Source organism: Pseudomonas sp. USTB-Z (assembly GCF_019691255.1).
Lineage (GTDB): Bacteria > Pseudomonadota > Gammaproteobacteria > Pseudomonadales > Pseudomonadaceae > Aquipseudomonas > Aquipseudomonas alloputida.
Genome location: NZ_JAECZP010000008.1, coordinates 114,533 through 137,032, shown reverse-complemented (window position 1 = coordinate 137,032; position 22,500 = coordinate 114,533). Strand labels below are relative to the sequence as shown.

General features: G+C 61.1%; 21 protein-coding genes, 1 tRNA gene and 1 pseudogene. 13 read left to right on the top strand and 10 right to left on the bottom strand.

Annotated elements, in window-relative coordinates; genetic code table 11:
- Positions 1-2: 2 nt before the first annotated feature.
- On the bottom strand, positions 3-1,280 hold the full coding sequence (locus tag I8746_RS11785; protein ID WP_012051836.1) for a ribulose-bisphosphate carboxylase large subunit family protein: 1,278 nt from the start codon (positions 1,278-1,280) through the stop codon (positions 3-5).
- 178 nt (positions 1,281-1,458) lie between these two features.
- Here I8746_RS11785 and I8746_RS11780 point away from each other — a divergent pair, with 178 nt between their 5' ends.
- A complete protein-coding gene (locus I8746_RS11780) occupies positions 1,459-2,337 on the top strand; it encodes a LysR substrate-binding domain-containing protein (RefSeq protein WP_012051835.1) in 879 nt (292 codons plus the stop codon).
- Between the two features lie 35 nt (positions 2,338-2,372).
- On the opposite strand, the gene I8746_RS11775 is transcribed toward I8746_RS11780, so the two are convergent.
- Positions 2,373-3,140, bottom strand: coding sequence for an SDR family NAD(P)-dependent oxidoreductase (locus tag I8746_RS11775; RefSeq protein ID WP_012051834.1), 768 nt, complete (start codon positions 3,138-3,140; stop codon positions 2,373-2,375).
- 379 nt (positions 3,141-3,519) lie between these two features.
- Here I8746_RS11775 and I8746_RS27175 point away from each other — a divergent pair.
- Positions 3,520-3,886, top strand: a pseudogene (locus tag I8746_RS27175) (transposase); the annotation flags it as partial.
- 253 nt (positions 3,887-4,139) lie between these two features.
- On the opposite strand, the gene I8746_RS11770 reads toward I8746_RS27175, so the two are convergent.
- Positions 4,140-4,227 (bottom strand) — tRNA-Ser (locus I8746_RS11770).
- A 133-nt stretch (positions 4,228-4,360) separates the two neighbouring features.
- Here I8746_RS11770 and I8746_RS11765 point away from each other — a divergent pair.
- The 8 genes from I8746_RS11765 to I8746_RS11730 all read left to right on the top strand — a co-directional run bounded on the left by I8746_RS11765 (position 4,361) and on the right by I8746_RS11730 (position 10,255).
- Positions 4,361-5,032, top strand: a complete 672-nt coding sequence (locus I8746_RS11765; RefSeq protein WP_003251184.1) for a Bax inhibitor-1/YccA family protein — start codon at positions 4,361-4,363, stop codon at positions 5,030-5,032.
- Between the two features lie 314 nt (positions 5,033-5,346).
- On the top strand, positions 5,347-6,726 hold the full coding sequence (locus I8746_RS11760) for a nucleobase:cation symporter-2 family protein (RefSeq protein ID WP_003251186.1): 1,380 nt from the start codon (positions 5,347-5,349) through the stop codon (positions 6,724-6,726).
- Between the two features lie 95 nt (positions 6,727-6,821).
- Positions 6,822-7,214, top strand: a complete 393-nt coding sequence (gene tusD / locus I8746_RS11755; RefSeq protein WP_003251188.1) for a sulfurtransferase complex subunit TusD — start codon at positions 6,822-6,824, stop codon at positions 7,212-7,214.
- A gap of 1 nt (position 7,215) precedes the next feature.
- Positions 7,216-7,575 carry a sulfurtransferase complex subunit TusC gene (gene tusC, locus I8746_RS11750; protein WP_010954803.1) on the top strand — a complete coding sequence of 120 codons (360 nt, stop codon included), beginning with the start codon at positions 7,216-7,218 and terminating at the stop codon, positions 7,573-7,575.
- On the top strand, positions 7,575-7,871 hold the full coding sequence (tusB, locus tag I8746_RS11745) for a sulfurtransferase complex subunit TusB (protein WP_003251193.1): 297 nt from the start codon (positions 7,575-7,577) through the stop codon (positions 7,869-7,871). Before tusC ends, tusB begins: the two co-directional genes overlap by 1 nt.
- Complete coding sequence (locus tag I8746_RS11740; protein ID WP_010954804.1) at positions 7,868-8,203, top strand: TusE/DsrC/DsvC family sulfur relay protein; 336 nt, start codon at positions 7,868-7,870, stop codon at positions 8,201-8,203. Before tusB ends, I8746_RS11740 begins: the two co-directional genes overlap by 4 nt.
- The gene (locus I8746_RS11735) at positions 8,200-9,201 is read left to right on the top strand and encodes a glycosyl transferase family protein (protein ID WP_010954805.1); all 1,002 of its coding nucleotides are present in this window, start codon (positions 8,200-8,202) and stop codon (positions 9,199-9,201) included. Before I8746_RS11740 ends, I8746_RS11735 begins: the two co-directional genes overlap by 4 nt.
- Positions 9,202-9,295: 94 nt before the next feature.
- On the top strand, positions 9,296-10,255 hold the full coding sequence (locus tag I8746_RS11730; protein ID WP_221100706.1) for a glutathione S-transferase family protein: 960 nt from the start codon (positions 9,296-9,298) through the stop codon (positions 10,253-10,255).
- A 105-nt stretch (positions 10,256-10,360) separates the two neighbouring features.
- Here I8746_RS11730 and cysG read toward each other — a convergent pair whose 3' ends face one another.
- The 6 genes from cysG to I8746_RS11700 form a co-directional block, all read right to left on the bottom strand.
- The gene (cysG, locus tag I8746_RS11725) at positions 10,361-11,752 is read right to left on the bottom strand and encodes a siroheme synthase CysG (RefSeq protein ID WP_088512486.1); all 1,392 of its coding nucleotides are present in this window, start codon (positions 11,750-11,752) and stop codon (positions 10,361-10,363) included.
- Positions 11,753-13,033, bottom strand: a complete 1,281-nt coding sequence (gene serS / locus I8746_RS11720) for a serine--tRNA ligase (RefSeq protein ID WP_003251204.1) — start codon at positions 13,031-13,033, stop codon at positions 11,753-11,755. It abuts the gene before it with no gap.
- Positions 13,034-13,063: 30 nt separating this feature from the next.
- On the bottom strand, positions 13,064-13,438 hold the full coding sequence (gene crcB, locus I8746_RS11715) for a fluoride efflux transporter CrcB (protein ID WP_003251205.1): 375 nt from the start codon (positions 13,436-13,438) through the stop codon (positions 13,064-13,066).
- The gene (locus I8746_RS11710) at positions 13,435-14,760 is read right to left on the bottom strand and encodes a replication-associated recombination protein A (RefSeq protein WP_003251207.1); all 1,326 of its coding nucleotides are present in this window, start codon (positions 14,758-14,760) and stop codon (positions 13,435-13,437) included. Before I8746_RS11710 ends, crcB begins: the two co-directional genes overlap by 4 nt.
- A gap of 12 nt (positions 14,761-14,772) precedes the next feature.
- Positions 14,773-15,396 (bottom strand): outer membrane lipoprotein chaperone LolA, encoded by a 624-nt coding sequence (lolA, locus tag I8746_RS11705; RefSeq protein ID WP_003251209.1) that lies wholly within the window; start codon positions 15,394-15,396, stop codon positions 14,773-14,775.
- Between the two features lie 62 nt (positions 15,397-15,458).
- Positions 15,459-17,963 (bottom strand): DNA translocase FtsK, encoded by a 2,505-nt coding sequence (locus I8746_RS11700; RefSeq protein WP_014590374.1) that lies wholly within the window; start codon positions 17,961-17,963, stop codon positions 15,459-15,461.
- A 407-nt stretch (positions 17,964-18,370) separates the two neighbouring features.
- Between I8746_RS11700 and aat the strand changes: the two genes are divergently transcribed.
- From aat to infA, 3 genes are all read left to right on the top strand, one after another.
- Entirely contained in the window at positions 18,371-19,051 is a 681-nt protein-coding gene (aat, locus tag I8746_RS11695; RefSeq protein ID WP_003251213.1) for a leucyl/phenylalanyl-tRNA--protein transferase, read from the top strand.
- A gap of 56 nt (positions 19,052-19,107) precedes the next feature.
- Positions 19,108-19,815 carry an arginyltransferase gene (locus I8746_RS11690; RefSeq protein ID WP_003251215.1) on the top strand — a complete coding sequence of 236 codons (708 nt, stop codon included), beginning with the start codon at positions 19,108-19,110 and terminating at the stop codon, positions 19,813-19,815.
- A 101-nt stretch (positions 19,816-19,916) separates the two neighbouring features.
- Entirely contained in the window at positions 19,917-20,135 is a 219-nt protein-coding gene (gene infA / locus I8746_RS11685) for a translation initiation factor IF-1 (protein WP_002553999.1), read from the top strand.
- Positions 20,136-20,220: 85 nt separating this feature from the next.
- Here infA and clpA read toward each other — a convergent pair whose 3' ends face one another.
- Positions 20,221-22,491 (bottom strand): ATP-dependent Clp protease ATP-binding subunit ClpA, encoded by a 2,271-nt coding sequence (clpA, locus tag I8746_RS11680; protein WP_012051826.1) that lies wholly within the window; start codon positions 22,489-22,491, stop codon positions 20,221-20,223.
- Positions 22,492-22,500 lie beyond the last annotated feature (9 nt).

Below are 22,500 nucleotides of genomic sequence, written 5' to 3'. Positions count from 1 at the left end.
ACTTAGTTGCCTCCAAACTTCTGAAGGGCCGCTGACAGGGCTGGCCTACCCTCTGCGTAACGCTCAAGAGGCACATGCTGTACAGCAGCTTCCCAGCCTTCACGCATGCTTTGAACGCCTGCTTCGATCCCCATCGGATGACCGATGATGCCGCCGCCAGCGAGGTGCATCAGGTCAACAGATTGAAGCCTGTTGAAAAGCTCAGGCGCCTGGCCCGCCCATTGACCGGAGGAGAAGACAGGCATCAAGGGGCGCATGCCGGCAAATGGAGCAAGGCAACTCTTGGCAGAGGAGATTACGGAGTCGTCCGCCTCATAGAACTTGCCTTGAATACCATTAACGTGCAGATGGTCGATCCCGGCCAGCCGCCAGATCTTCTGATACACCTCGAATGAGAAACCTAGCTGGGGATAACGAGTCAGAGCTCCCCAGCCATTACGATGACCATGAATAGGCAACTGGGCATGCTTTCGAATGTGCTCAACCGCCGAATGCCCAACCCAATTCAGGCAAAGCATCACGCAGGTACCACCCGCCTCAAGCACTGCATCTTGGCGGCGCATCATCTCGTCGATGCTGCCCGAGATGTTGATAGCGTACATAGGCATGCGTCCGAGGCGATCTGCATGCTTGTGAAGCACAGGCATCACAGCACCGAGACGGGCATCGAACGAAGCGTAGGTAGGATCGATAAGCAACTCATCATCCTTGATGAAATCGATACCTCCGGCGCAGAGCTCATCGACCACAGAAGCTGTCTGCTCTGGAGTAAGGCCGATACTCGGCTTGACGATGGTTCCAATGATAGGTCGGTCATGAACACCGGCTAGCGCCCTGGTGCCTTCAATTCCGAATTGAGGGCCAATGAATCCCGATGCGAACCGCTCGGGAAGCTCCAGATCCAGCACCCTCAGCCCGCTCACCTCGCCAATCTCAAAGAGATTGCCGGCAATGGTGGTGAGCAACGCTGGGATATTCGTTCCGATATTGGCTGTAGGGAACGCGATTGTGACCTCACCTCGATGGTAGGTCTCAGAGGGATTGTGGCGAGCCAGGTAGTCGCTGTGCAGAGAAGGGCTGGAAACGGATGGCAGCGGCTCGATAGCTACGACACGAGCACGAGAGCGTTCTTTAAGCTCCGCCGATTCGCCAGGAAGTGAGAGGAAGGTACCGCTGGATTGCTCCCCTGCGATTACCTCGCTAACCCGTTCAATCGGGTAGCTGCTCTCTACAAAAAATCGGGCAGTAAACTCCTCTCGCCCGGCCTTGTGATCGACCATGATGGGTGCCTCAAATCTATTTGTTATTGTGAATCTGCCCGAAATGCCCAAGGCAGTTTCAAATCAATATACATTGACCCTGTATCAATCCAACCGATATGATTTCCTTCGATCGTGAGAAAAACTCACACTAGAATTCTAGCTATGGCCGAGGCTTCGGTCTTACGGAGGTGCGTATATGACGTCGCCAGTCAGGCCTTCGCTCAATGCCCTACGAGCGTTTGAAATGATCGCGCGCAAAGGATCGTTCAGCGATGCAGCGGATGCTCTGTGCGTGACTCACGGGGCTATCAGCCGTCATGTTCGAAGCCTGGAAGACGCCCTAGGTGTAATTTTGCTGACCCGAAATGCACATGGCACCAAACTCACTCCAGAGGGAGCACGCCTCGCCTCAGGCTTGGCCAGGGCTTTTGCCTTGATACAAGAAAGCATTGATGAAGTTCGCCCTCGCCCGCTTGAGCTCTCCTGCTCGGCGTCGATCATGATGCATTGGCTGCTACCTCGACTCGCCAAGCTCCACAGCAGCTTTCCCACCATGGAATTAGGCTTGAAAACGGGTCACGGCCCCATTGATTTCGCCCACGAAGGCGTCAGCGTAGCGATACGCCTCGACAGCATCGAACCACCTCCAGGGATCGAGCCGATACCCTTAACCAACGAATGGGTAGGTGCGATCTGTTCGCCTGCTTATCTGGCTGCGTCCGGCGTCACAGAGGTGAGCGACTTAACCAAGGAACGCTTGCTAACCACAAAAACCCGTCCCCACGCGTGGAAGGACTGGTATGCGTCTATTGAGCAAGAACCTGGTGAGCTGCTTGAGATGGAGTTTTTCGAGCACTTCTATTTACTCATTCAGGCAGCCAAGCTCGGCTTGGGGTTCGCCTGTGTCCCACGCATGCTGGTGGAGGCAGAGCTTGAGAGTGGCGCCTTGTTGGCCCCGTTTGGCTTTGCACAAGGGGCGGCAAAGTTGGTTCTGTGGGTTTCACCCAATGCAAGGCTACGCCCCGATACAGCAGATTTGGAAAAGTGGATAAAAAAAGAGATGGCGCAAAGCTAGACAAGCGCCCGCTTGGGCGCTTGCAATAGTGCCGATTACAGGTCGCCTGCGCCCCAGGCCAGGAACCCGCCATCCACAGGCAGCACAACACCATTCACGTAAGCGGCTACGTCAGATGCCAGATAGCTAACTGCGCCGGCAATTTCTTGAGTCGTTCCGTAGCGCTTAGCCGGAATAGCATTGCTATAAGCCTGGCGGAAGGTGTCGCTGTGCAACTCCTTGGTCATCGGGGTATCGACCGGGCCCGGCGCAATAGCGTTAGCAGTGATCCCGTATTCGCTGAGTTCCACAGCCATCTGCCGGGTCAACGCAATGACTGCACCTTTAGAGGTACCGTAAGCGGTTCGCCCCTTACCCACGGCACGCATACCAGCGACCGACGCGATGTTGATGATTCTGCCGAACCCATTTTTCCGCATGATTTGAGCGGCGAGTTGGCAGCACATGAACGTGCCAGTGACGTTGATGTGCATGGTCTTGTTGAAAACGTCTAGATCAAACTCCAGGAACGGCATGGTCTTGGCGATGCCTGCGGAATTCACCAGCACATCGCATCTGCCGAACTCGCTATCGATCCAAGAAAATGCATCTCTTACAGACTCCACCGAGGCTACATCTACCTGGCACGCGTCAGCTGTGAAGCCCTCCGCACGGAGCTGTCGCGAAAATTGCTCAGCCGCGTCGACGTTGATGTCACAAATGACGACATGATGCCCGTCCTTTGCCAGTGAAACGGCAGCTTCAGCACCGATACCCATCGCACCGCCTGTAACCACGGCGATTTTCTTGTCTGCGTACTTCATCGAAACCCTCTCTTGTTATGATCGCCAAAGGCTTATTGGATGGCTGAAGGCTAGAGCTGCCAGGGGGCTTTGCGCAATGGATAAAAACTCGTGCTTAGGAGAGGAAACCTCACACAAGCCAGCGCGATTAACTGCACCAACTGAAGCCCCATACTAGGGTGGCATACCGAGGGGTCTTCACAGCAAATAAATAGTGACTACGTTAAACACATAAAACTTTTAACTTCTATATGTCCACCAGAGGAAATAGCCGGGTGCTCGACAACCACTGAATTCACAACAGAGGTGAAATGTATGGGTGATGTCAAAATTTCCGCCATCCTTCCATCACATAAATATTTACGAGTAGCGACACCTGCCCGCCACAGAGAGGTGCCTGATGACCAAGCAACGCCGCACCTTCACATCCGCATTTCAGCGCGAAGCCGCCCGCTTGGTGCTCGACCAGGCTACAACATCGAGGCGGCGCGGTGGCTTGGACTGGCTGAGTCAGCCTTGCCCAGGTGGATCGCCCAGCCTCTGCGGAAACGTGGCGGTGTTACACCGACCAGTGAAGCGCTGACGCCTGAGCAGCAAAAACCCAGGAACTGGTAGCGCGGATCATTTGGCAGGCGCAGGAGAAATCGATCCTAAAGAGCTACCGAGCGCTTGATGGCCGAGGAGCAGGAGCGCGCGCGTTAATCGATCAACTCTGCTGCGAAGCGCCGGTTGACCTGTTGTGCTCGCTTTTTGACATGAGCGCATCGCCTGCCCAGCAGGATATCGGCTGATTCCTGAATCAACGGCACATCTTGAAACGGCCGCATCAGCTCAACGACGGGTTACCGCCTGCGATCGCCGAGGACAAACCTTGCGCAGGGCTCAGGATCACTTGGCCACTACCAGCAGCTCGCACACAGCATGCGGAAATGATCAAAGAAATGCGGGCGCGATCCGTATGACATAGAAAATCGGAGCCCCAAAAACGCAAAAAGCCCTGACTAATCAGGGCTTTGAATATGGCGGAAGCGTAGAGATTCGAACTCTAGGATAGTTGCCCATCGACGGTTTTCAAGACCGTTGCCTTAAACCACTCGGCCACGCTTCCAGCTCGTTTTGCGGCCGCCATAATACCTTAATGAAACACGCTGTCAAACTCTCTGTGTCGCGGGTTGCAGGAGCAATGGTAGACTCCTAGCATCTGAACGTCCGAAACCACAGGTTTACCAAGGAGTGTCGCCATGCGCGAACAGGATTATGCCGTCCACCACGGCCAGCAGGTCGAGCAGCAGGAGATCAGCAAGGTCCTGCGCAACACGTACAGCCTGCTGGCGCTTACTCTCGCCTTCAGCGGTGTCATGGCTTTCGTTGCCCAGCAGATGCGCGTCGGCTACCCGAACGTGTTCGTGGTGCTGATCGGCTTCTACGGGCTGTTCTTCCTTACCAACAAACTGCGTGATTCGGCCTGGGGCCTGGTGTCCACCTTCGCGCTCACCGGTTTCATGGGCTTCATCCTCGGCCCGATCCTCAACCGTTACCTGGGCATGGCCGGTGGCGCCGAGGTAGTGAGCTCCGCGTTCGCCATGACTGCGCTGGTATTTGGTGGTCTGTCGGCCTACGTGCTGATCACCCGCAAGGACATGAGCTTCCTCAGCGGCTTCATCACTGCAGGTTTCTTCGTTCTGCTGGGTGCTGTCGTTGCCAGCTTCTTCTTCCAGATCAGCGGCCTGCAACTGGCAATCAGCGCTGGCTTCGTGCTGTTCTCGTCGGTCTGCATCCTGTTCCAGACCAGCGCGATCATTCACGGTGGTGAGCGTAACTACATCATGGCGACCATCAGCCTGTATGTGTCGATCTACAACCTGTTTGTCAGCCTGCTGCAGTTGTTTGGCATCATGGGTCGTGATGACTGATTGATTGCTGTGCCGCAACAAGCCCGCTTAGGCGGGCTTTTTTGTAGGCGCTGGAAATGGGGCGGGCTGCGGGATGTTCGTCGGAAGAGGTTCAGCGCCTGATAGATCGAGCGGCGCCCGCGCAGCGCATCGCGAGCAAGCTCGCTCCTACATCAGTTTCGAGCCAATTATGCCGGCAACCGCAATAACTGACCAAAAAGTCAGATAACCAGGCAAATGGTCGCCGATCATGTCGCCATCCTGCTTTTCTCTACCGCTATCTTTCATCACCCCGTAGAATGCGCTCCTTTTTTCTTCCGGGGCGGCTTTCAGCAATGAGCTCACACGAACACAGCCCAGGCGCAGCGGCGCCTGCCAATGAACTGGTGCTTGGTCTGGAGGACAAGCCACGGCTGTTGATCGGCCTGTTGGCAGCCCTGCAGCACCTGCTGGCGATCATCGTACCTATCGTCACCCCTGGCCTGCTGATCTGCCAGGCGCTGGGCGTATCTGCACGTGATACCAATTTGATCGTTTCGATGTCGCTGGTGATCTCGGGTATCGCCACCTTCGTCCAGTGCAAACGCTTCGGCCCATTTGGCGCGGGGCTGCTGATCGTTCAGGGCACCAGCTTCAACTTCGTCGGCCCGCTGATTGCCGGCGGTGCGCTGATGGTCAAGCAAGGTACGCCGGTTGAGGGCGTAATGGCGGCCATTTTTGGTGTGGTAATCGCAGGCTCGTTCGTCGAGATGGGCGTGTCGCGCATCCTGCCCTTCGTCAAACGCCTGATCACCCCGCTGGTGACTGGCATCGTGGTGTTGATGATCGGCCTGACACTGATCAAGGTCGGCCTGATCAGCATGGGAGGCGGCTTTGGTGCCATGGCCAATGGCACCTTTGCCAATGGCGAAAACCTGCTGATGTCGGGCGTGGTATTGGCGATCATCGTCGTTCTCAACCGTATCCCGGTGGTGTGGATGCGCAGCTGCGCCATCGTCATCGCCCTCGCGGTCGGCTATGCGCTGGCCGGTTTCCTGGGCCGCCTGGACTTTACCGGCATGCACGAGGCCGCGCTGTTCCAGGTGCCGACACCACTGCACTTTGGCCTGGGCTTCTCGTGGGCGCTGTTCATTCCGATGCTGGTGATTTACCTGGTCACCTCGCTGGAAGCCATCGGTGACGTTACCGCCACCAGCAAGGTGTCGCGCCAGCCGGTCGAAGGGCCAGTGTGGATGCAGCGGATCAAGGGGGGCGTGCTGGTCAACGGCGCCAACTCGCTGCTGGCCGGCCTGTTCAACACCTTCCCTAGCTCGATCTTTGCCCAGAACAACGGGGTGATTCAGCTGACCGGTATTGCCAGCCGTCATATCGGTATGTGGATTGCCGTGATGCTGGTGTTGCTGGGTCTGTTCCCGAGTGTTGCCGGGGTGATTCAGGCCGTGCCGGAGCCGGTGCTGGGCGGCGCGGCGATGGTCATGTTTGGCGCGGTTGCGGCGTCGGGGATCAATATTCTGGCCAGCACCCGGCTGGACCGTCGGGCGCTGCTGATTATTGCGGTGTCGTTGGCGCTGGGGCTGGGCGTGGCGCAGGTGCCGGAATTCCTGGCGCACATGCCGGCGGCGATTCGCAACGTGCTGGAGTCGGGTGTGGCTACCGGGGGGATTTGTGCGCTGGTGCTGAACTGGTTCTTGCCGGAGGGCAAGGAGCAGGCTTGAACCTGGAGATTGAATGATAAGCCCGCACCCGCTTGCACAAGCGGGTGCGGGCTTTTTTGCTTTATCATGGCACCATTCCTTTGCATGAGTTAGCCATGAAATTCGCTATCGCGGTGTTCTCCCCGGCCCATGCGCCCTCTTCGCGACGCGCCCTGCGCTTCGCCGAGGCGGTGCTGGCCGGCGGGCATGAGATTGCCCGACTGTTCTTCTATCAGGACGGGGTGCACAGTGCCTCGGCCAACGTCGTCGCCCCCCAGGACGAACTGGACGTGGCTGGCCAGTGGCGCACGTTCATACAGACCCATCAGCTGGACGCCGTGGTGTGTATCGCCGCCGCCCTGCGCCGTGGCGTGCTCGACGAAGCCGAGGCCAACCGCTACCAGCGCCCGGCCGTGAACCTGCCCAAGCCCTGGGAACTGTCGGGGCTGGGCCAGCTGCACGAGGCCGCGCAAGTGGCCGATCGTCTTGTCTGCTTCGGAGGCGACTGATATGGCCAAGTCTTTGTTGATCATCAGCCGTCAGGCACCGTGGAATGGCCCCTCTGCCCGCGAGGCGCTGGACATCGCCCTGGCCGGCGGCGCGTTCGACCTGCCGTTGGGCATGCTGTTCCTCGACGATGGTGTGTTCCAGCTCGCGCCGGACCAGCAACCCGCCGCCGTGCAACAGAAGAACCTGGCCGCCAACCTGCAGGCGCTGCCGATGTTCGGTGTCGAAGAACTGTTCGCCTGCAACCACAGCCTGGCCCGCCGTGGCCTGGCAGCCGAGACCCTGGCGCTGCCGGTGCAAGTGCTCGATGACGCAGCGCTGACCGCGCTGATAGCCCGTTTCGACCAGGTGATAACGCTCTGATGAAGACCCTGCATGTAATTGCCCATTCCCCGTTTGGCGACGAGCGCCTGGCCAGTTGCCTGCGCCTGCTCGGTGCCGAAGATGCCCTGCTGCTGTGCGGCGATGCCGTGTATGCCCTGCGCAGCGGCAGCGAGCCGCATGGCCATCTGCAAGCCGCCGGCCTGGCCCAGCGCCTGTTCGCCCTGGACGAGGATGTACAGGCCCGCGCGGTCGGCAACGACCTGGCAAAGGCCGTGGACTACGCCGGGTTCGTCGAACTGTCGCTGCAATACGACAAGGTCAACAGCTGGCTATGAATACGCTCACCGTTGGCGATCAGGTGATCGCCCTGGACAAGGATGGCTTCCTGGTCGACCTGCAAGATTGGTCCCACGACGCCGCCGAGGCGTTGGCCAAGCGCGAGGGTATCCCGTTGACGGCGGACCACTGGGAAATCCTCGAACTGCTCCGTCAGTTCTACCAGGAATACCAGCTGTCTCCGGCCACCCGCCCGCTGATCAAGTACACAGCCCTCAAGCTGGGCCCTGAAAAGGGCAACAGCCCGCACCTTAACCGCCTGTTCAACGGCACCCCCGCCAAACTTGCCGCCAAGCTGGCGGGCCTGCCCAAGCCGACCAACTGCATATGACTGAACCTCGTCCGCTCACTCTGGAAACCCCCGCCGAACACCCGTTCGCCGAATTCGTGCGCATTCTCGGCAAAGGCAAGCGCGGCGCGCGTGGCCTGACCCGCGAGGAGGCCCGTGCAGCCATGACCCTGCTGCTGGAAGGCAAGGTCGAAGACACCCAGCTCGGTGCCTTTCTCATGCTGCTGCGGCACAAGGAAGAAAGCGCCGAAGAGCTGGCCGGCTTCACCGAGGCCTTGCGCGCCCACCTGCAGGCGCCGCGCATCGCCGTTGACCTGGACTGGCCCACGTACGCCGGCAAGAAGCGTCACCTGCCCTGGTACCTGCTGGCCGCCAAGTGCCTGGCCAACAATGGCGTGCGCATCCTGATGCACGGCGGTGGCGCACACACTGCCGGGCGTATGTATACAGAGCAACTGCTCGACCTGCTGCAGATTCCGCTGTGCCGCGACTGGGCCGCCGTCGGCAACGCGCTGGACCAGCACCAGCTGGCATTCTTCCCGCTGCACGACTGGGCGCCGCAGCTGCAACGCATGATCGACCTGCGCAACACCCTGGGCCTGCGCTCGCCCATCCACTCGCTGGCGCGAGTGCTCAACCCGCTGGGCGCTCGCTGTGGATTGCAGAGCATCTTTCACCCCGGTTACCAGGCCGTGCACCGCGAGGCCAGCCGTTTGCTGGGCGACCATGCCGTGGTGATCAAGGGTGATGGCGGCGAAATCGAGGTCAATCCCGATGTCATCAGCCATCTCTACGGCACCACGGCGGGTGAGGCGTGGGATGAAGAGTGGCCAGCGCTGAGCGAACGTCGCCATGTCAAGCCGCCCAGCCTGCAGGCAGAACACTTGCTGGCGTTCTGGCGTGGCGAAGTGGAAGACAGTTATGGCGAGAAGGCCCTGATTGCGACCATGGCGCTGGCCCTGCGTGGCTTGGGACAGCACCGCGAGCAGGCGTTCGTCACAGCGCAAGGCTACTGGGACACTCGAAATAGATCGATTTAGCCGATAATAGAACCCCGATCTTTGCGTTATTTCTTCGAACGATTTGGCCTAGACTGGGCTCCAACGACAAACAACTTTGTTTCAGGAGCTCACAATGGGCCTATTGATCGACGGCCGCTGGCACGACCAGTGGTATGAAAACGGCAAGGATGGCACGTTCAAGCGTGAGAATGCCCAGCGCCGCAATCAGCTGCCCGCCCCCGAGGCCGGCCGCTACCACCTGTATGTGTCGCTGGCCTGCCCGTGGGCCCACCGCACCCTGATCTTTCGCGCGCTGAAAGGCCTGGAGCCGTTGATCGACGTGTCGGTGGTCAGCTGGATGATGCAGGACCATGGCTGGACCTTCGATCAGCAGCAAGGCTCCAGCGGGGACCACCTAGACGCCCTGCAGTACCTGCACCAGCGCTACACCCAGGATGACCCGCACTACACAGGACGCGTGACGGTGCCTGTACTGTGGGACAAGAAAGAGAAGCGCATCGTCAACAATGAGTCGGCAGAAATCATCCGCATTTTCAACAGCGCATTCAACGAGCTGACCGGCAATACCCTGGACCTTTACCCCGCATCGCTGCGCCCGACCATCGAAGCACTGAACGCACGTATCTACCCCGCGGTGAACAACGGCGTGTACCGCGCAGGCTTTGCTACCACGCAAGACGCTTATGAGGCTGCCTTCGACGACGTGTTCAACGAGCTGGATTACCTGGAAGCCTTGCTAGGCCGCAATCGCTACCTGGCGGGTGAGTACCTGACCGAGGCTGATGTACGCCTGTTCACTACACTGGTGCGCTTCGATGCGGTGTACCACGGGCACTTCAAGTGCAACCTGCGCCGCCTGAGCGACTACCACAACCTGTCGAACTGGCTGCGTGAGCTGTACCAGTGGCCTGGGGTGGCGGGCACGGTGAACATGGAGCATATCCAGAAGCACTATTACATGAGCCACAAGACCATCAACCCGAACGGGATTGTGCCTAAAGGGCCTTTGCAGGACTTTGGCTTGCCGCATGATCGAGAGCGGTTGGTGGGCAAAGGGATTTGGCAGGCTTGAGAAAGCCGGGGCTGCTTTGCAGCCCATCGCGACACAAGGCCCACACACAAGGACCTTGCAATGCCTGGGGCATGTGCGATGGGCCACAAAGCGGCCCCCACGATTTCAGCTGTTCTGCGAACCTTCGAACCAGGCCAGCTTGTCACGCAACTGCACCACCTCCCCCACAATCACCAGGGTCGGCGCATGCACCTCGTGCTGGGCCACCAGGTCTGGCAAGTCCGCCAAGGTGCCGGTGAACACGCGCTGATTACGCGTGGTCCCCTGCTGCACCAACGCCGCCGGGGTACTCGCGGCACGCCCGTGGCGAATCAGCTCGGCACAGATGGTCGGCAAGCCCACCAACCCCATGTAGAACACCAAGGTCTGCGCCGGCGCCACCAGGTCAGTCCACGGCAGGTTGCTTGTGCCGTCCTTGAGGTGCCCGGTAACGAAGCGCACCGACTGGGCATAGTCGCGGTGAGTCAGCGGAATGCCGCCATACGCCGAGCAGCCGCTGGCCGCGGTAATGCCCGGCACCACCTGGAACGGAATGCCATGCTCGGCCAGCTCTTCGATCTCTTCGCCGCCCCGGCCGAAGATGAACGGGTCGCCACCCTTCAGGCGCAGCACCCGCTTGCCCTGCCGAGCCAGATCGACCAACAGGCGGTTGATCTGGTCCTGCGGCACTGAATGATCAGCGCGGCGCTTGCCTACATAGATGCGCTCGGCATCACGACGACACATATCGATGATGGCGGGTGCGACCAGGCGGTCGTACAGCACCACGTCGGCCTGCTGCATCAGGCGCAAGGCACGGAAGGTCAGCAAGTCCGGATCACCCGGGCCGGCACCAACCAAGTACACCTCACCGCCCTGCTGCACCGGTGCGCCGTCCACCATCGCCTGCAACAGACGTTCGGCTTCAGCACCCTGCCCGGCCAGCTGACGCTCGGCGATCGGCCCCTGGAACACGGTTTCCCAGAAGCCACGACGCTGGTTGACGTCCGGGTACAGGGATTTGACCTTGTGCCGGAAGCGTGCCGCCAGCCCGGCCAGTTCACCATAGGCCGAAGGGATCCAAGCCTCGAGCTTGGCGCGAATCAGGCGCGCCAGTACCGGGGCGTCACCGCCGCTGGAAACCGCAATTACCAGCGGCGAGCGGTCTACGATCGCCGGGAAGATCACCGTACACAGGGCTGGCGCATCCACCACATTGACCGGGACGCTAAGGGCCTGCGCATCAGCCGACACCTGGGCATTCAGCCCAGGGTCGTCGGTGGCCGCGATCACCAGCCGGCAACCGACCAGGTCGGCTGCCTGATAGCCACGCACCAGCACCTCACCGCTACCTTCCCGGGCCAACGCGGCCAACTGGCCGTCGACGTCCGGCGCCACCACGCGCAGCACGCCGCCGGCATCGGCCAGCAGGCGCGCCTTGCGCAAGGCGATCTCACCGCCACCGACGACCAGCACGCGGCCGCCCTGCAGCTTGTGGAACAGCGGCAGGTAATCCATTTAGCGGATGACCTCGACGCCGCCCATGTAAGGCTTCAGCACTTCCGGCACCAGGATCGAACCGTCGGCCTGCTGGTAGTTCTCCAGCACAGCCACCAGGGTACGGCCTACGGCCAGACCGGAGCCGTTGAGCGTGTGTACCAGCTCTGGCTTGCCGGTTTCCGGGTTACGCCAGCGAGCCTGCATGCGGCGCGCCTGGAAGTCACCACAGTTGGAGCACGAGCTGATTTCGCGGTACTTGTCCTGGCTTGGCACCCACACTTCCAGGTCGTAGGTTTTCACCGCACCAAAGCCCATGTCGCCAGTGCACAGGGCCAGCACGCGGTATGGCAACTCAAGCAACTGCAGCACGCGCTCGGCGTTGGCGGTCAGGCCTTCCAGGGCTTCCATCGACTTGGACGGCTCTACCACCTGCACCATCTCGACTTTGTCGAACTGGTGCTGGCGGATCATGCCGCGGGTGTCACGGCCAGAAGCGCCGGCTTCGCTGCGGAAGCAAGGGGTGTGGGCAACCAGTTTGAGCGGCAGCTGCTTGGCGTCGAGGATTTCACCCGCCACCAGGTTGGTCAGCGACACTTCGGCGGTCGGGATCAGGTAGAAGTCAGCCTCGCCTTCGCGGGTGATCTTGAACAGGTCTTCCTCAAACTTCGGCAACTGGCCAGTGCCCTGCAGCGCGGGCGCCTGCACCATGTACGGGGTGTAGTGTTCCTCGTAGCCATGTTCGCCGGTGTGCAGGTTGATCATGAACTGCGCCAGGGCGCGGTGCAGACGGGCAACCGGACCACGCAGCACAGCAAAACGGGCACCGGACAGCTTGGCAGCCGCTTCGAAGTCCAGGCCACCGCTGATTTCACCGAGGGCCACATGGTCCTTGATTTCGAAGTCGAACGCCTTCGGCGTGCCCCAACGGCGCACTTCGACGTTGTCGTCTTCACTGGCGCCGACCGGCACGCTGGCGTCCGGCAGGTTGGGAATGGTCAGCAAGATGCTATCCAGTTCGGCCTGAATGGCGTCCAGCTCAGCCTTGCCGGCAGCCAGTTCGTTGGCCATGCGCTCGACGTCCGCCATCAGCGGGGCGATGTCTTCACCCTTGGCCTTGGCCTGGCCGATGGACTTGGAACGGGCGTTACGCTCAGCCTGCAGCTGTTCGGTGCGGGTCTGCACCGCCTTGCGGCGCTCTTCCAGTGATTCGATGCGCGCGACATCCAGGCTGAAGCCACGGGAGGCCAGGCGATCCGCCACTTCCTGAAGTTGGCCGCGTAACAGTTTGGAATCGAGCATATCGTTCTCTCGTTATGTGTAGGTGTTGGTTCAGAATCGGGTCAGGGACAGGCCAGCCCAGGTTGCGAGCAGCCCGCCCACTACGCTGATACTGGTATAGCCCAAGGCAAGGGGCACTTGCCCGCTTTCCATCAGGCGCACGGTATCGAGCGAGAAGGAGGAAAAGGTCGTCAGGCCCCCGAGGAAGCCGACAATCAGGCCGGCGCGCAGTTCGACCGGCGCCAGCGGCTTGTGCAAGAACAAGCCATAGAGCAAGCCGATCAGCAGACAGCCAACCAGGTTGACCGCCAGCGTACCGGCATAGAAGTGCCGTGGCCAGTGGGCCGCTACCCAGTTGGTGGTAGCAAAGCGCAACAAGGTGCCGGCAATACCACCCGCGCTGACCGCGGCGATGAGTGCAATCACGGTTTTCTCCGCTGGCGGGGGCTGTTGCGGTCGAGGTCGGCCAGATGGCGCAGCTTCTCGCCAATTTTCAGTTCCAGGCCACGGGGCACCGGCTGATAGTACTGGCGCGGTTCCAGCTCGTCGGGGAAGTAATCCTCACCGGCGGCGTAGGCGTCAGGTTCATCGTGGGCATAGCGGTACTCGTCGCCATAGCCCAACTGCTTCATCAGCTTGGTCGGGGCATTGCGCAGGTGCAACGGCACCTCCAGCGAACCATGCTCGGCCGCTTCGCGCAGGGCGGTCTTGAACCCCACGTACACCGCGTTGCTCTTGGGTGCACAGGCCAGGTAGGTGATGGCCTGTGCCACCGCCAACTCGCCCTCGGGGCTGCCAAGGCGCTCCTGCACATCCCAGGCTGCCAGGCACAGGCTAAGCGCACGCGGGTCGGCGTTGCCGATGTCTTCGCTGGCCATGCGCACCACGCGGCGGGCGATGTACAACGGATCGCAGCCGCCGTCGAGCATACGTGCAAACCAGTACAGGGCGCCATCGGGGTTGGAGCCGCGCACCGACTTGTGCAGCGCGGATATCTGGTCGTAAAACGCCTCGCCGCCCTTGTCGAAGCGGCGGCGACTGTCACCCAGCAGGCTCTGTAGCATCTCGACGTCGATCTCGCTGCCGTCTTCAGCCAGGTCCGAGGCGTTCTCAAGGAAGTTGAGCATGCGCCGGCCATCGCCGTCGGCGGCGGCCATCAGCATCTTGAAGGCGTCGTCGCCCACCCGCAGGTTGCGCTTGCCCAGGCCACGCGCTTCCGTCAGCGCACGGTTGACCAGCTTGCGCAGGGCCGCTTCGTCCAGGCTCTTGAGCACATACACCCGCGCCCGCGACAGCAGCGCGTTGTTCAGCTCGAACGACGGGTTTTCGGTGGTGGCACCGATGAACAGCAGGGTGCCGTCCTCGACATAGGGCAAAAACGCGTCCTGCTGCGACTTGTTGAAGCGGTGCACCTCGTCAACGAACAGGATGGTGCGACGGCCATATTGGCCAGCCTGCTGTTTGGCCACCTCCACCGCCTGGCGAATCTCTTTCACCCCGGCCAGCACCGCCGACACCGTTTCGAAGTGCGCATCGCAGAACTGCGCCAGCAACCGCGCCAGCGTGGTCTTGCCGACCCCGGGCGGCCCCCAGAAGATCATCGAGTGCAGCGCACCTTGTTCCAGCGCTTCGCGCAGCGGTTTACCGCGCGCCAGCAGGTGCTCCTGGCCGACGTACTCATCCAGGCTGGACGGGCGCAGACGGGCGGCCAGGGGCTGGGCGACAGGTTCGCTTCGAAACAGGTCCATGGCGAGCTCTGGTTACTCCTTGATCACGTCCGCGCCTTTGGGGATGTCGAACTTGAACTTGCTGTCCGGCACCGCCTGGTTGGCCTTGACGCCATTGAACAGGATGTTGGTGCGCTGGCCGACGCTGTCGATCAGCTGCATGTCATTGATCAGGCCTTTGCGGAACGACACGCGCAGCGAGTCGAACAACGTGTCCTTGGTCTTTGGCTTGAGGGTGAAGTCCATCACCTCACCCTGCTCCTTCGAGGCGATGTCGAAGCTCTGGCTGATCTTCGACACATCCCCTGACAGCAGCAGCGCCGGGGTCTGGTTCAGGCGCACGTCGAGCTTCTTGATGGTGGCCTGCTCCAGGTCCGGGTCCCACAGGGTGACGTTCTTGCCGTCCGACACCACCACCTGCTCCTGCGGTGCATCGGTGTGCCAGTAGAACAGGCCGGGGCGCTTGACCGTCATCTTGCCCGAGGTTTCCTGCAGGCTGGTGCCATCGGCGCCCAGGGTCAGCTGGGAGAAGTTGGCCTCGATGGTCTGCGACTTTTCCAGCAACTGGGTCAGGCGTTGTACGTCTTGCTCACCGGCATAAGCAGTAACCGAGCCCAGGGTCAGGGCAGAAACCAACAGCATGCGAATCGCGCGCATGGGAATCCTCATTGAGCGTTGAAAAGGCCGGGCGCCACCGTTGGCACCCGGCAGGGTGTTCATCAGTCGCGCGGGCCGCCCGGGGCTATCACTTCCCGCGAGCCGTTGCTGTTCATCGGGGTGACAACGCCGGCCATCTCCATCGACTCGATCATGCGCGCGGCACGGTTGTAGCCGATCTTCAGCTTGCGTTGCACGGCAGAAATGGAGGCACGACGGCTCTCGAGCACGAATTGCACCGCCTCATCATACAGGGCGTCGGTTTCGGCATCGTCACCCTCGCCACCGCCGCCGCCGCCGTCAAAGCCGCTACCGGCCTCTTCGACGCCGTTGAGGATGTCGTCGTTGTAGTCCGGGGCGCCACGCAGCTTCCACGCTTCGACCGTGCGGTGCACTTCGTCGTCAGACACGAATGCGCCGTGCACCCGGATCGGCAGGCTGGTGCCCGGCGGCATGTACAGCATGTCGCCATGGCCCAGCAACTGCTCGGCACCACCTTGGTCGATGATGGTACGCGAGTCGATCTTGCTCGACACCTGGAACGCCATACGGGTCGGGATGTTGGCCTTGATCAGGCCGGTGATCACGTCCACCGACGGGCGCTGGGTGGCGAGGATCAGGTGAATACCGGCCGCCCGTGCCTTCTGCGCGATACGGGCGATCAGCTCTTCGACCTTCTTGCCGACGATCATCATCATGTCGGCGAATTCGTCCACCACCACCACGATGGTCGGCAGGGTTTTCAGCGCAGGCGGCTCATCGTCCATGCTCTCACGGCGATACAGCGGGTCATGGATGATTTCGCCCGCTTCCTGGGCGTCCTTGATCTTGCGGTTGAAACCGGCCAGGTTACGCACGCCCATGGCCGCCATCAGTTTGTAGCGCCGCTCCATTTCGGCCACGCTCCAGCGCAGGGCGTTGGCGGCGTCCTTCATGTCGGTGACCACCGGGCACAGCAGGTGCGGGATGCCTTCGTAGATCGACAGTTCAAGCATTTTCGGGTCGATCATGATCAGCCGCGCGTCTTCCGGGCTGGACTTGAACAGGATCGACAAAATCATCGCGTTCACACCCACCGACTTACCGGAGCCGGTTGTACCGGCCACCAACAGGTGCGGCATCTTGGCCAGGTCGGTGATCACCGGCTTGCCGCCAATGTCGTGGCCCAGCGCCAGCGTGACGGGCGATTTCTGCTCGTCGTACTGCGGCGTGGCCAGCACTTCGGAGAAGCGCACCATCTGGCGGTTTTCGTTGGGTATCTCGATACCTACCGTGGTCTTGCCAGGGATGACCTCGACCACTCGCACACTGGTCACGGCCAGCGAACGCGCCAGGTCCTTGGCCAGGTTGGCGATGCGGCTGACCTTCACACCGGCGGCCGGCTGGATTTCATAACGGGTAATCACCGGGCCGGGGTGGATCGAATCCACCGCCACTTCCACACCGAATTCCTTGAGCTTGATTTCCAGCAGCTGACCGACGCCGGCCAGGGATTCTGGCGAATACTCGATCTTTTTCTGTTCGGCCGGGTCGAGGATGGAAATCGAGGGCAAGGTGCCTTCCACGGCGCTGTCGACGAACAGCGGCGCCTGCTTTTCCTTCATCGCCCGCTTGCTCGGCTCCGGCGCTCTGCTGGCGGCTGACGGCGGCACAATGGTGGGCGCTGCGTGCTGCTGGCGGGGCACCACGGTTTCGCGCGGCGCCAATGCCTCAGGCGCCGTTTCACGTGGCGGCACAATCGGTTCGCGTGCAAGGGTTGGCTCACGCGGCTCGACCGGCTGAGCGGGTGGCTCTTCACGCTTGAGGATGCGCTCGCGCAGTGACGGCTTGGCCGGCTCGCGCTTCTCGGCAGCCATCGGCGCGGCCTTGAACACCGGTTCGTCCTCGCGCAACTGTGCCTCGAGGCGCTTGCGCTCGTTGCGCGCTTCCCACCAGCGGGTGGCAGCCCCTTGCACCAGTTCGAACAGGTCGAGGGTGATCTTGCCGGTCAGGTCCATCACCTTGAACCACGACAGGTCGGTGAAGACGGTCAGGCCGAACAGGAACAGGGCAATGAACATCAGCGTGCTACCCTGCACGTTCAGCAGGTTGCGCGCCAGGTCGCCCAGGCTTTCGCCCAGTGCACCACCGGCAGAGAACGGCAGGCTGGCGGGCGGGTGGAAGTGGATATGCGCAAGCGCCGCCCCCGACAGCACCAGGAACACCAGGCCAATCAGCCGCCAGGAGAACAGCCAGCCGCTCCAGTCCCATGGCTGGTGGCGTTCGCGGAAAATCTGCCAGGTCTTGACCGCCAGCAGCAGCGGAAAAATATAGGCGAAGTAACCCAGCACCATGAACAGGATGTCGGCGAAATAGGCACCGGCACGCCCGGCCGCATTCTGCACCTGGTCGACGTTGCTGGTGTGGCTGAAGCCCGGGTCCGACGTATCGTAGGTCAGCAGCGCCATCCACAGGTACAGGCACAGCGCGCCGACAGCGATCAACGCACCTTCCTTGAGGCGATAATGCAGCTGCTGCCGCCACAGTGGCACAGGCAATGGAGCTGGAGTTGCGGTGGATTTCTTCAAAACGCGTCTATTCCTGCGCGTGGTGCGCGTCCAATAGTGATCGGCCGCTGCGCGACCAACGAACCACTACTTTTAACATTACTGCCCGCCAGCCGCCATGGCGGCACGCCGTATGGGGGTTTGGCCGGGGGCGAATTCATATAGCTGCAATTTGAGCATGCATTTTCTTTCGTGACAAAGGCTTATGCTGTGTTTTTGCACAGGTGTGACAGCAAATGTAGCGGATGGTGCCTGCGGTTTGATGAATGTGTAGGAAATTGCCCTGAATTGCCGCAAAACTGCCTCACTTCCCTGTAGGGGTAGCCTTGTGCAGGTTACCGCGCTGGCTTTGAGACCCCCAAAGAGATTGACCCCGCTTTTCACCCAAGCCATGCTGCCCTCTCCCCTCCCCCACCGCACGATAGACCATGCTCACCTGGCTGACCCGCGACTCGCTTACCTTCCCGCCCCTGGAAAAGGCGCTGCACGACCCCAACGGCCTACTGGCCGCCGGCGGCGACCTGAGCCCCGAGCGCCTGGTGCAGGCGTATCGCCATGGCTGCTTCCCGTGGTACCAGGACGGCCAACCGATCCTGTGGTGGTCACCCGACCCGCGCACGGTGTTGTTGCCTGACCAGTTGCATGTGTCACGCTCGCTGGCCAAGCTGATGCGCCAAGGCCGCTACCAGGTCAGCTTCGACACCGACTTCCCGGCCGTGATCGCCGCCTGCGCCGCGCCTCGCGACTACGCTGACGGCACCTGGATCACCGACACCATGCGCAACGCCTACTGCGAGCTGCACCGCCGTGGCATCGCTCATTCGGTCGAAGTTCGCCAGGACGGCGAACTGGTCGGGGGCCTGTACGGCCTGGCCATGGGCCAGCTGTTCTTTGGCGAATCGATGTTCAGCCGCGCCGACAACGCCTCCAAGGTCGGTTTCGTGACCTTGGTCAACCACCTGCGAGACGCCGGCTTCGTGCTTATCGACTGCCAGATGCCGACCAACCACCTGCACAGCCTGGGCGCCCACGCCATCAGCCGTGCCGAGTTCGCCAGCTACCTGGCACGCCACCTTGACCAGCCCAACAGCGCTTCATGGGTTGCCTAGGCGAGTTCCCGTAGCTGGCTTACACTTAAAACAAAGTCTCACCGAAGGGGTTGATCATGACAGAGTTGGCGCGGTTGAAGTTCTATGCCACTCAGCCCCACTCCTGCAGCTACCTGCCGGAGGAGCAGGCGACCACGCTGTTCCTCGATCCCAGCCAGCCGATGGACGTGCACGTGTACGCCGATTTGTCGGAAATGGGCTTTCGCCGCAGTGGCGACCACCTGTACCGCCCACACTGCCAGAACTGCAACGCCTGCGTGCCGGCGCGCATCCCGGCGGCGCGCTTCATTCCCAACCGCCAGCAGCGTCGCATACTCAAACGTAACGCCGACCTGACCGTAACCGCAGCGCGCCCGGCGTTCAAGGAAGAGTACTTCGAGCTGTACCGGCGCTATATCGAAACCCGCCACGCCGATGGCGACATGTACCCGCCCAGCCGCGATCAGTTTTCCACCTTCCTGGTACGCGACCTGCCGTTCTGCTGGTTCTACGAGTTTCGCCTGGAAGGCCGGTTGATGGCGGTGGCAGTGTGCGACCTGCTGCCCAATGGCCTGTCGGCGGTGTACACCTTCTACGAGCCGGACGAGGAGCGCCGCAGCCTTGGCCGTTTCGCCATTCTCTGGCAGATCACCGAAGCGCTGCGCCAGAACCTGGAGGCGGTTTACCTGGGCTACTGGATCAAGAACTGCAAGAAGATGAACTACAAGACGCAGTACCGACCTATCGAGCTGCTGATAAACCAGCGCTGGGTCACCCTCAACTGAAAGCATTGGCTTGACACGCAGTTTTCCGGCATAATCCACGCCACTTTTTTGCCCGGTGCGGATATGCGTCGGGCTAACACTGGATCCGAGGGCTCAACTGCATGTCGAAAGAAGACAGCTTCGAAATGGAAGGTACTGTCGTCGACACCCTGCCCAACACCATGTTCCGCGTGGAGTTGGAAAACGGGCACGTCGTAACCGCGCACATCTCCGGAAAGATGCGCAAGAACTACATCCGTATTCTCACTGGCGACAAGGTCCGCGTCGAGCTGACGCCGTACGACCTGAGCAAGGGCCGCATCACCTACCGTGCGCGCTAAACTCAAGCCATGAAAAAGCCCGGCCAGGTGCCGGGCTTTTTTGTGCCTTTTGAAACTGCAGGGGCTGCCTTGCAGCCCCTGCACATCACGCGACCTCAGCGGTGGTTTCGAAGTCGAACACCAGTTCGCCATCGCGCAGGTCGACATGCACCACGCCACCATGCTCGGCCAGCTCGCCAAACAGAATCTCCTCGGCCAGCGGCCGCTTGATCTTGTCCTGGATCAGCCGCGCCATTGGCCGCGCACCCATCTGCACGTCATAGCCCGAAACCGCCAGCCAACCGCGCGCTTCATCGCTGACTTCCAGCAGCACACGCTTGTCTTCCAGTTGCGCCTGCAATTCGATAAGGAACTTGTCGACGATGCTTTTGATCGTCTCCGTGCTCAGGCGGCCAAACTGGATGATGGTATCCAGACGGTTGCGGAACTCTGGCGTGAAGCTCTTGCGGATCACTTCCATGGCATCGGACGCGTGGTCCTGATGAGTGAAGCCGATCGACGCCCGCGCCGCGGTTTCTGCACCGGCGTTGGTGGTCATGATCAGGATCACGTTACGGAAGTCGGCCTTGCGCCCGTTGTTGTCGGTCAAGGTACCGTGGTCCATCACCTGCAGCAGCAGATTGAAGACTTCCGGGTGGGCCTTCTCGATTTCATCGAGCAACAATACGCAGTGCGGCTGCTTGGTGATCGCCTCGGTCAACAAGCCACCCTGGTCAAAACCAACATAACCCGGCGGCGCACCAATCAAACGCGACACGGTGTGACGCTCCATGTACTCAGACATGTCGAAACGCACCAACTCCACACCCAGCGCCTTGGCCAGTTGCCGCGCCGCTTCGGTCTTGCCGACGCCGGTAGGGCCGGCGAACAGGAACGAACCCACCGGCTTGTCTGGCGACTTGAGGCCTGCACGGGACAGCTTGATCGCGGTGGCCAGCGAGTCGATTGCCTGGTCTTGGCCAAACACGGTCAGTTTCAGGTCGCGCTCAAGGTTACGCAGCAGCTCCTTGTCGGAACTGGTGACGTGCTTCGGCGGAATTCGCGCAATCTTTGCGACGATGTCCTCCACTTGCGGCACATCGATGCGCTTGACGCGATTGGCCTCTGGCTGCAGGCGCTGGTAGGCCCCAGCCTCGTCGATCACATCAATGGCCTTGTCAGGCATGTGCCGGTCGTTGATGTAGCGCGAAGCCAGTTCGGCGGCGGCGCGCAAGGCTTCGTCGCTGTACTCGATGTTGTGGTGGCTTTCGAAACGCCCTTTCAGGCCGCGCAGAATGCCCACGGTGTCTTCGACCGATGGCTCGCTGACGTCCACCTTCTGGAAGCGACGCGCCAGGGCACGATCCTTCTCGAAGATGCCGCGAAACTCCTGGAACGTGGTCGAACCGATGCAGCGGATTTCACCCGATGACAGCAGCGGCTTGAGCAGGTTGGAGGCATCCATCACCCCGCCCGACGCCGCACCGGCACCGATGATGGTGTGAATTTCGTCGATGAACAGGATGGCCTGCGGACGCTTGCGCAGCTCACCGAGCAGCGCCTTGAAGCGCTTCTCGAAGTCACCACGGTATTTGGTACCGGCCAGCAAAGCGCCCAGATCGAGGGAGTACACCACGCTCTGCGCCAGCAGGTCAGGCACCTGACCATCGACGATGCGCTTGGCCAGACCTTCGGCGATGGCCGTCTTGCCCACGCCAGCCTCACCCACCAGCAGCGGGTTGTTCTTGCGCCGACGGGCCAGGATTTGCGCCACGCGTTCCACTTCCTGCTCGCGACCGACCAGCGGGTCGATACGGCCGGCACGGGCCAGCTCGTTCAAATTGCTGGCGTAGGCGTCCAGCGGGTTACTCGAAGAGGAGGTTTCGCCGCCCTCTTCGTCCTGCATGTCCTGGTCGCTTTCAGATTGCGCACCATGCCCTGGCACCTTGGAGATGCCATGGGCGATGTAGTTGACCACGTCGATACGGGCCACGCTCTGCTGCTTGAGCAGGAACACGGCCTGGCTTTCCTGTTCGCTGAAGATCGCCACCAGCACGTTGGCGCCGGTCACTTCGCGCTTGCCAGAGCTTTGCACGTGGAACACGGCACGCTGCAGCACGCGCTGGAAGCCCAGGGTTGGCTGGGTTTCACGGTCTTCGTCGTTGACAGGGATCAACGGCGTGGTGGAGTCGATGAACTCTTGCAGGTCATGCTTGAGCTTGTCGAGATTGGCGCCACAGGCGCGCAGAACGGTCGCGGCAGCCTCATTGTCAAGGAGTGCCAGCAGCAGATGCTCGACGGTCATGAACTCATGACGCTTCGAACGGGCCTCCTTGAAGGCAAGATTGAGGGTGACTTCGAGCTCGCGGTTTAACATAGCTTCACC

Coding starts and splice junctions, on each gene's coding strand:
- I8746_RS11785 (WP_012051836.1), bottom strand. CDS start 1,280: ATGGTCGATCACAAGGCCGGGCGAGAGGAGTTTACTGCCCGATTTTTT.
- I8746_RS11780 (WP_012051835.1), top strand. CDS start 1,459: ATGACGTCGCCAGTCAGGCCTTCGCTCAATGCCCTACGAGCGTTTGAA.
- I8746_RS11775 (WP_012051834.1), bottom strand. CDS start 3,140: ATGAAGTACGCAGACAAGAAAATCGCCGTGGTTACAGGCGGTGCGATG.
- I8746_RS11765 (WP_003251184.1), top strand. CDS start 4,361: ATGCGCGAACAGGATTATGCCGTCCACCACGGCCAGCAGGTCGAGCAG.
- I8746_RS11760 (WP_003251186.1), top strand. CDS start 5,347: ATGAGCTCACACGAACACAGCCCAGGCGCAGCGGCGCCTGCCAATGAA.
- tusD (WP_003251188.1), top strand. CDS start 6,822: ATGAAATTCGCTATCGCGGTGTTCTCCCCGGCCCATGCGCCCTCTTCG.
- tusC (WP_010954803.1), top strand. CDS start 7,216: ATGGCCAAGTCTTTGTTGATCATCAGCCGTCAGGCACCGTGGAATGGC.
- tusB (WP_003251193.1), top strand. CDS start 7,575: ATGAAGACCCTGCATGTAATTGCCCATTCCCCGTTTGGCGACGAGCGC.
- I8746_RS11740 (WP_010954804.1), top strand. CDS start 7,868: ATGAATACGCTCACCGTTGGCGATCAGGTGATCGCCCTGGACAAGGAT.
- I8746_RS11735 (WP_010954805.1), top strand. CDS start 8,200: ATGACTGAACCTCGTCCGCTCACTCTGGAAACCCCCGCCGAACACCCG.
- I8746_RS11730 (WP_221100706.1), top strand. CDS start 9,296: ATGGGCCTATTGATCGACGGCCGCTGGCACGACCAGTGGTATGAAAAC.
- cysG (WP_088512486.1), bottom strand. CDS start 11,752: ATGGATTACCTGCCGCTGTTCCACAAGCTGCAGGGCGGCCGCGTGCTG.
- serS (WP_003251204.1), bottom strand. CDS start 13,033: ATGCTCGATTCCAAACTGTTACGCGGCCAACTTCAGGAAGTGGCGGAT.
- I8746_RS11710 (WP_003251207.1), bottom strand. CDS start 14,760: ATGGACCTGTTTCGAAGCGAACCTGTCGCCCAGCCCCTGGCCGCCCGT.
- lolA (WP_003251209.1), bottom strand. CDS start 15,396: ATGCGCGCGATTCGCATGCTGTTGGTTTCTGCCCTGACCCTGGGCTCG.
- aat (WP_003251213.1), top strand. CDS start 18,371: ATGCTCACCTGGCTGACCCGCGACTCGCTTACCTTCCCGCCCCTGGAA.
- I8746_RS11690 (WP_003251215.1), top strand. CDS start 19,108: ATGACAGAGTTGGCGCGGTTGAAGTTCTATGCCACTCAGCCCCACTCC.
- infA (WP_002553999.1), top strand. CDS start 19,917: ATGTCGAAAGAAGACAGCTTCGAAATGGAAGGTACTGTCGTCGACACC.
- clpA (WP_012051826.1), bottom strand. CDS start 22,491: ATGTTAAACCGCGAGCTCGAAGTCACCCTCAATCTTGCCTTCAAGGAG.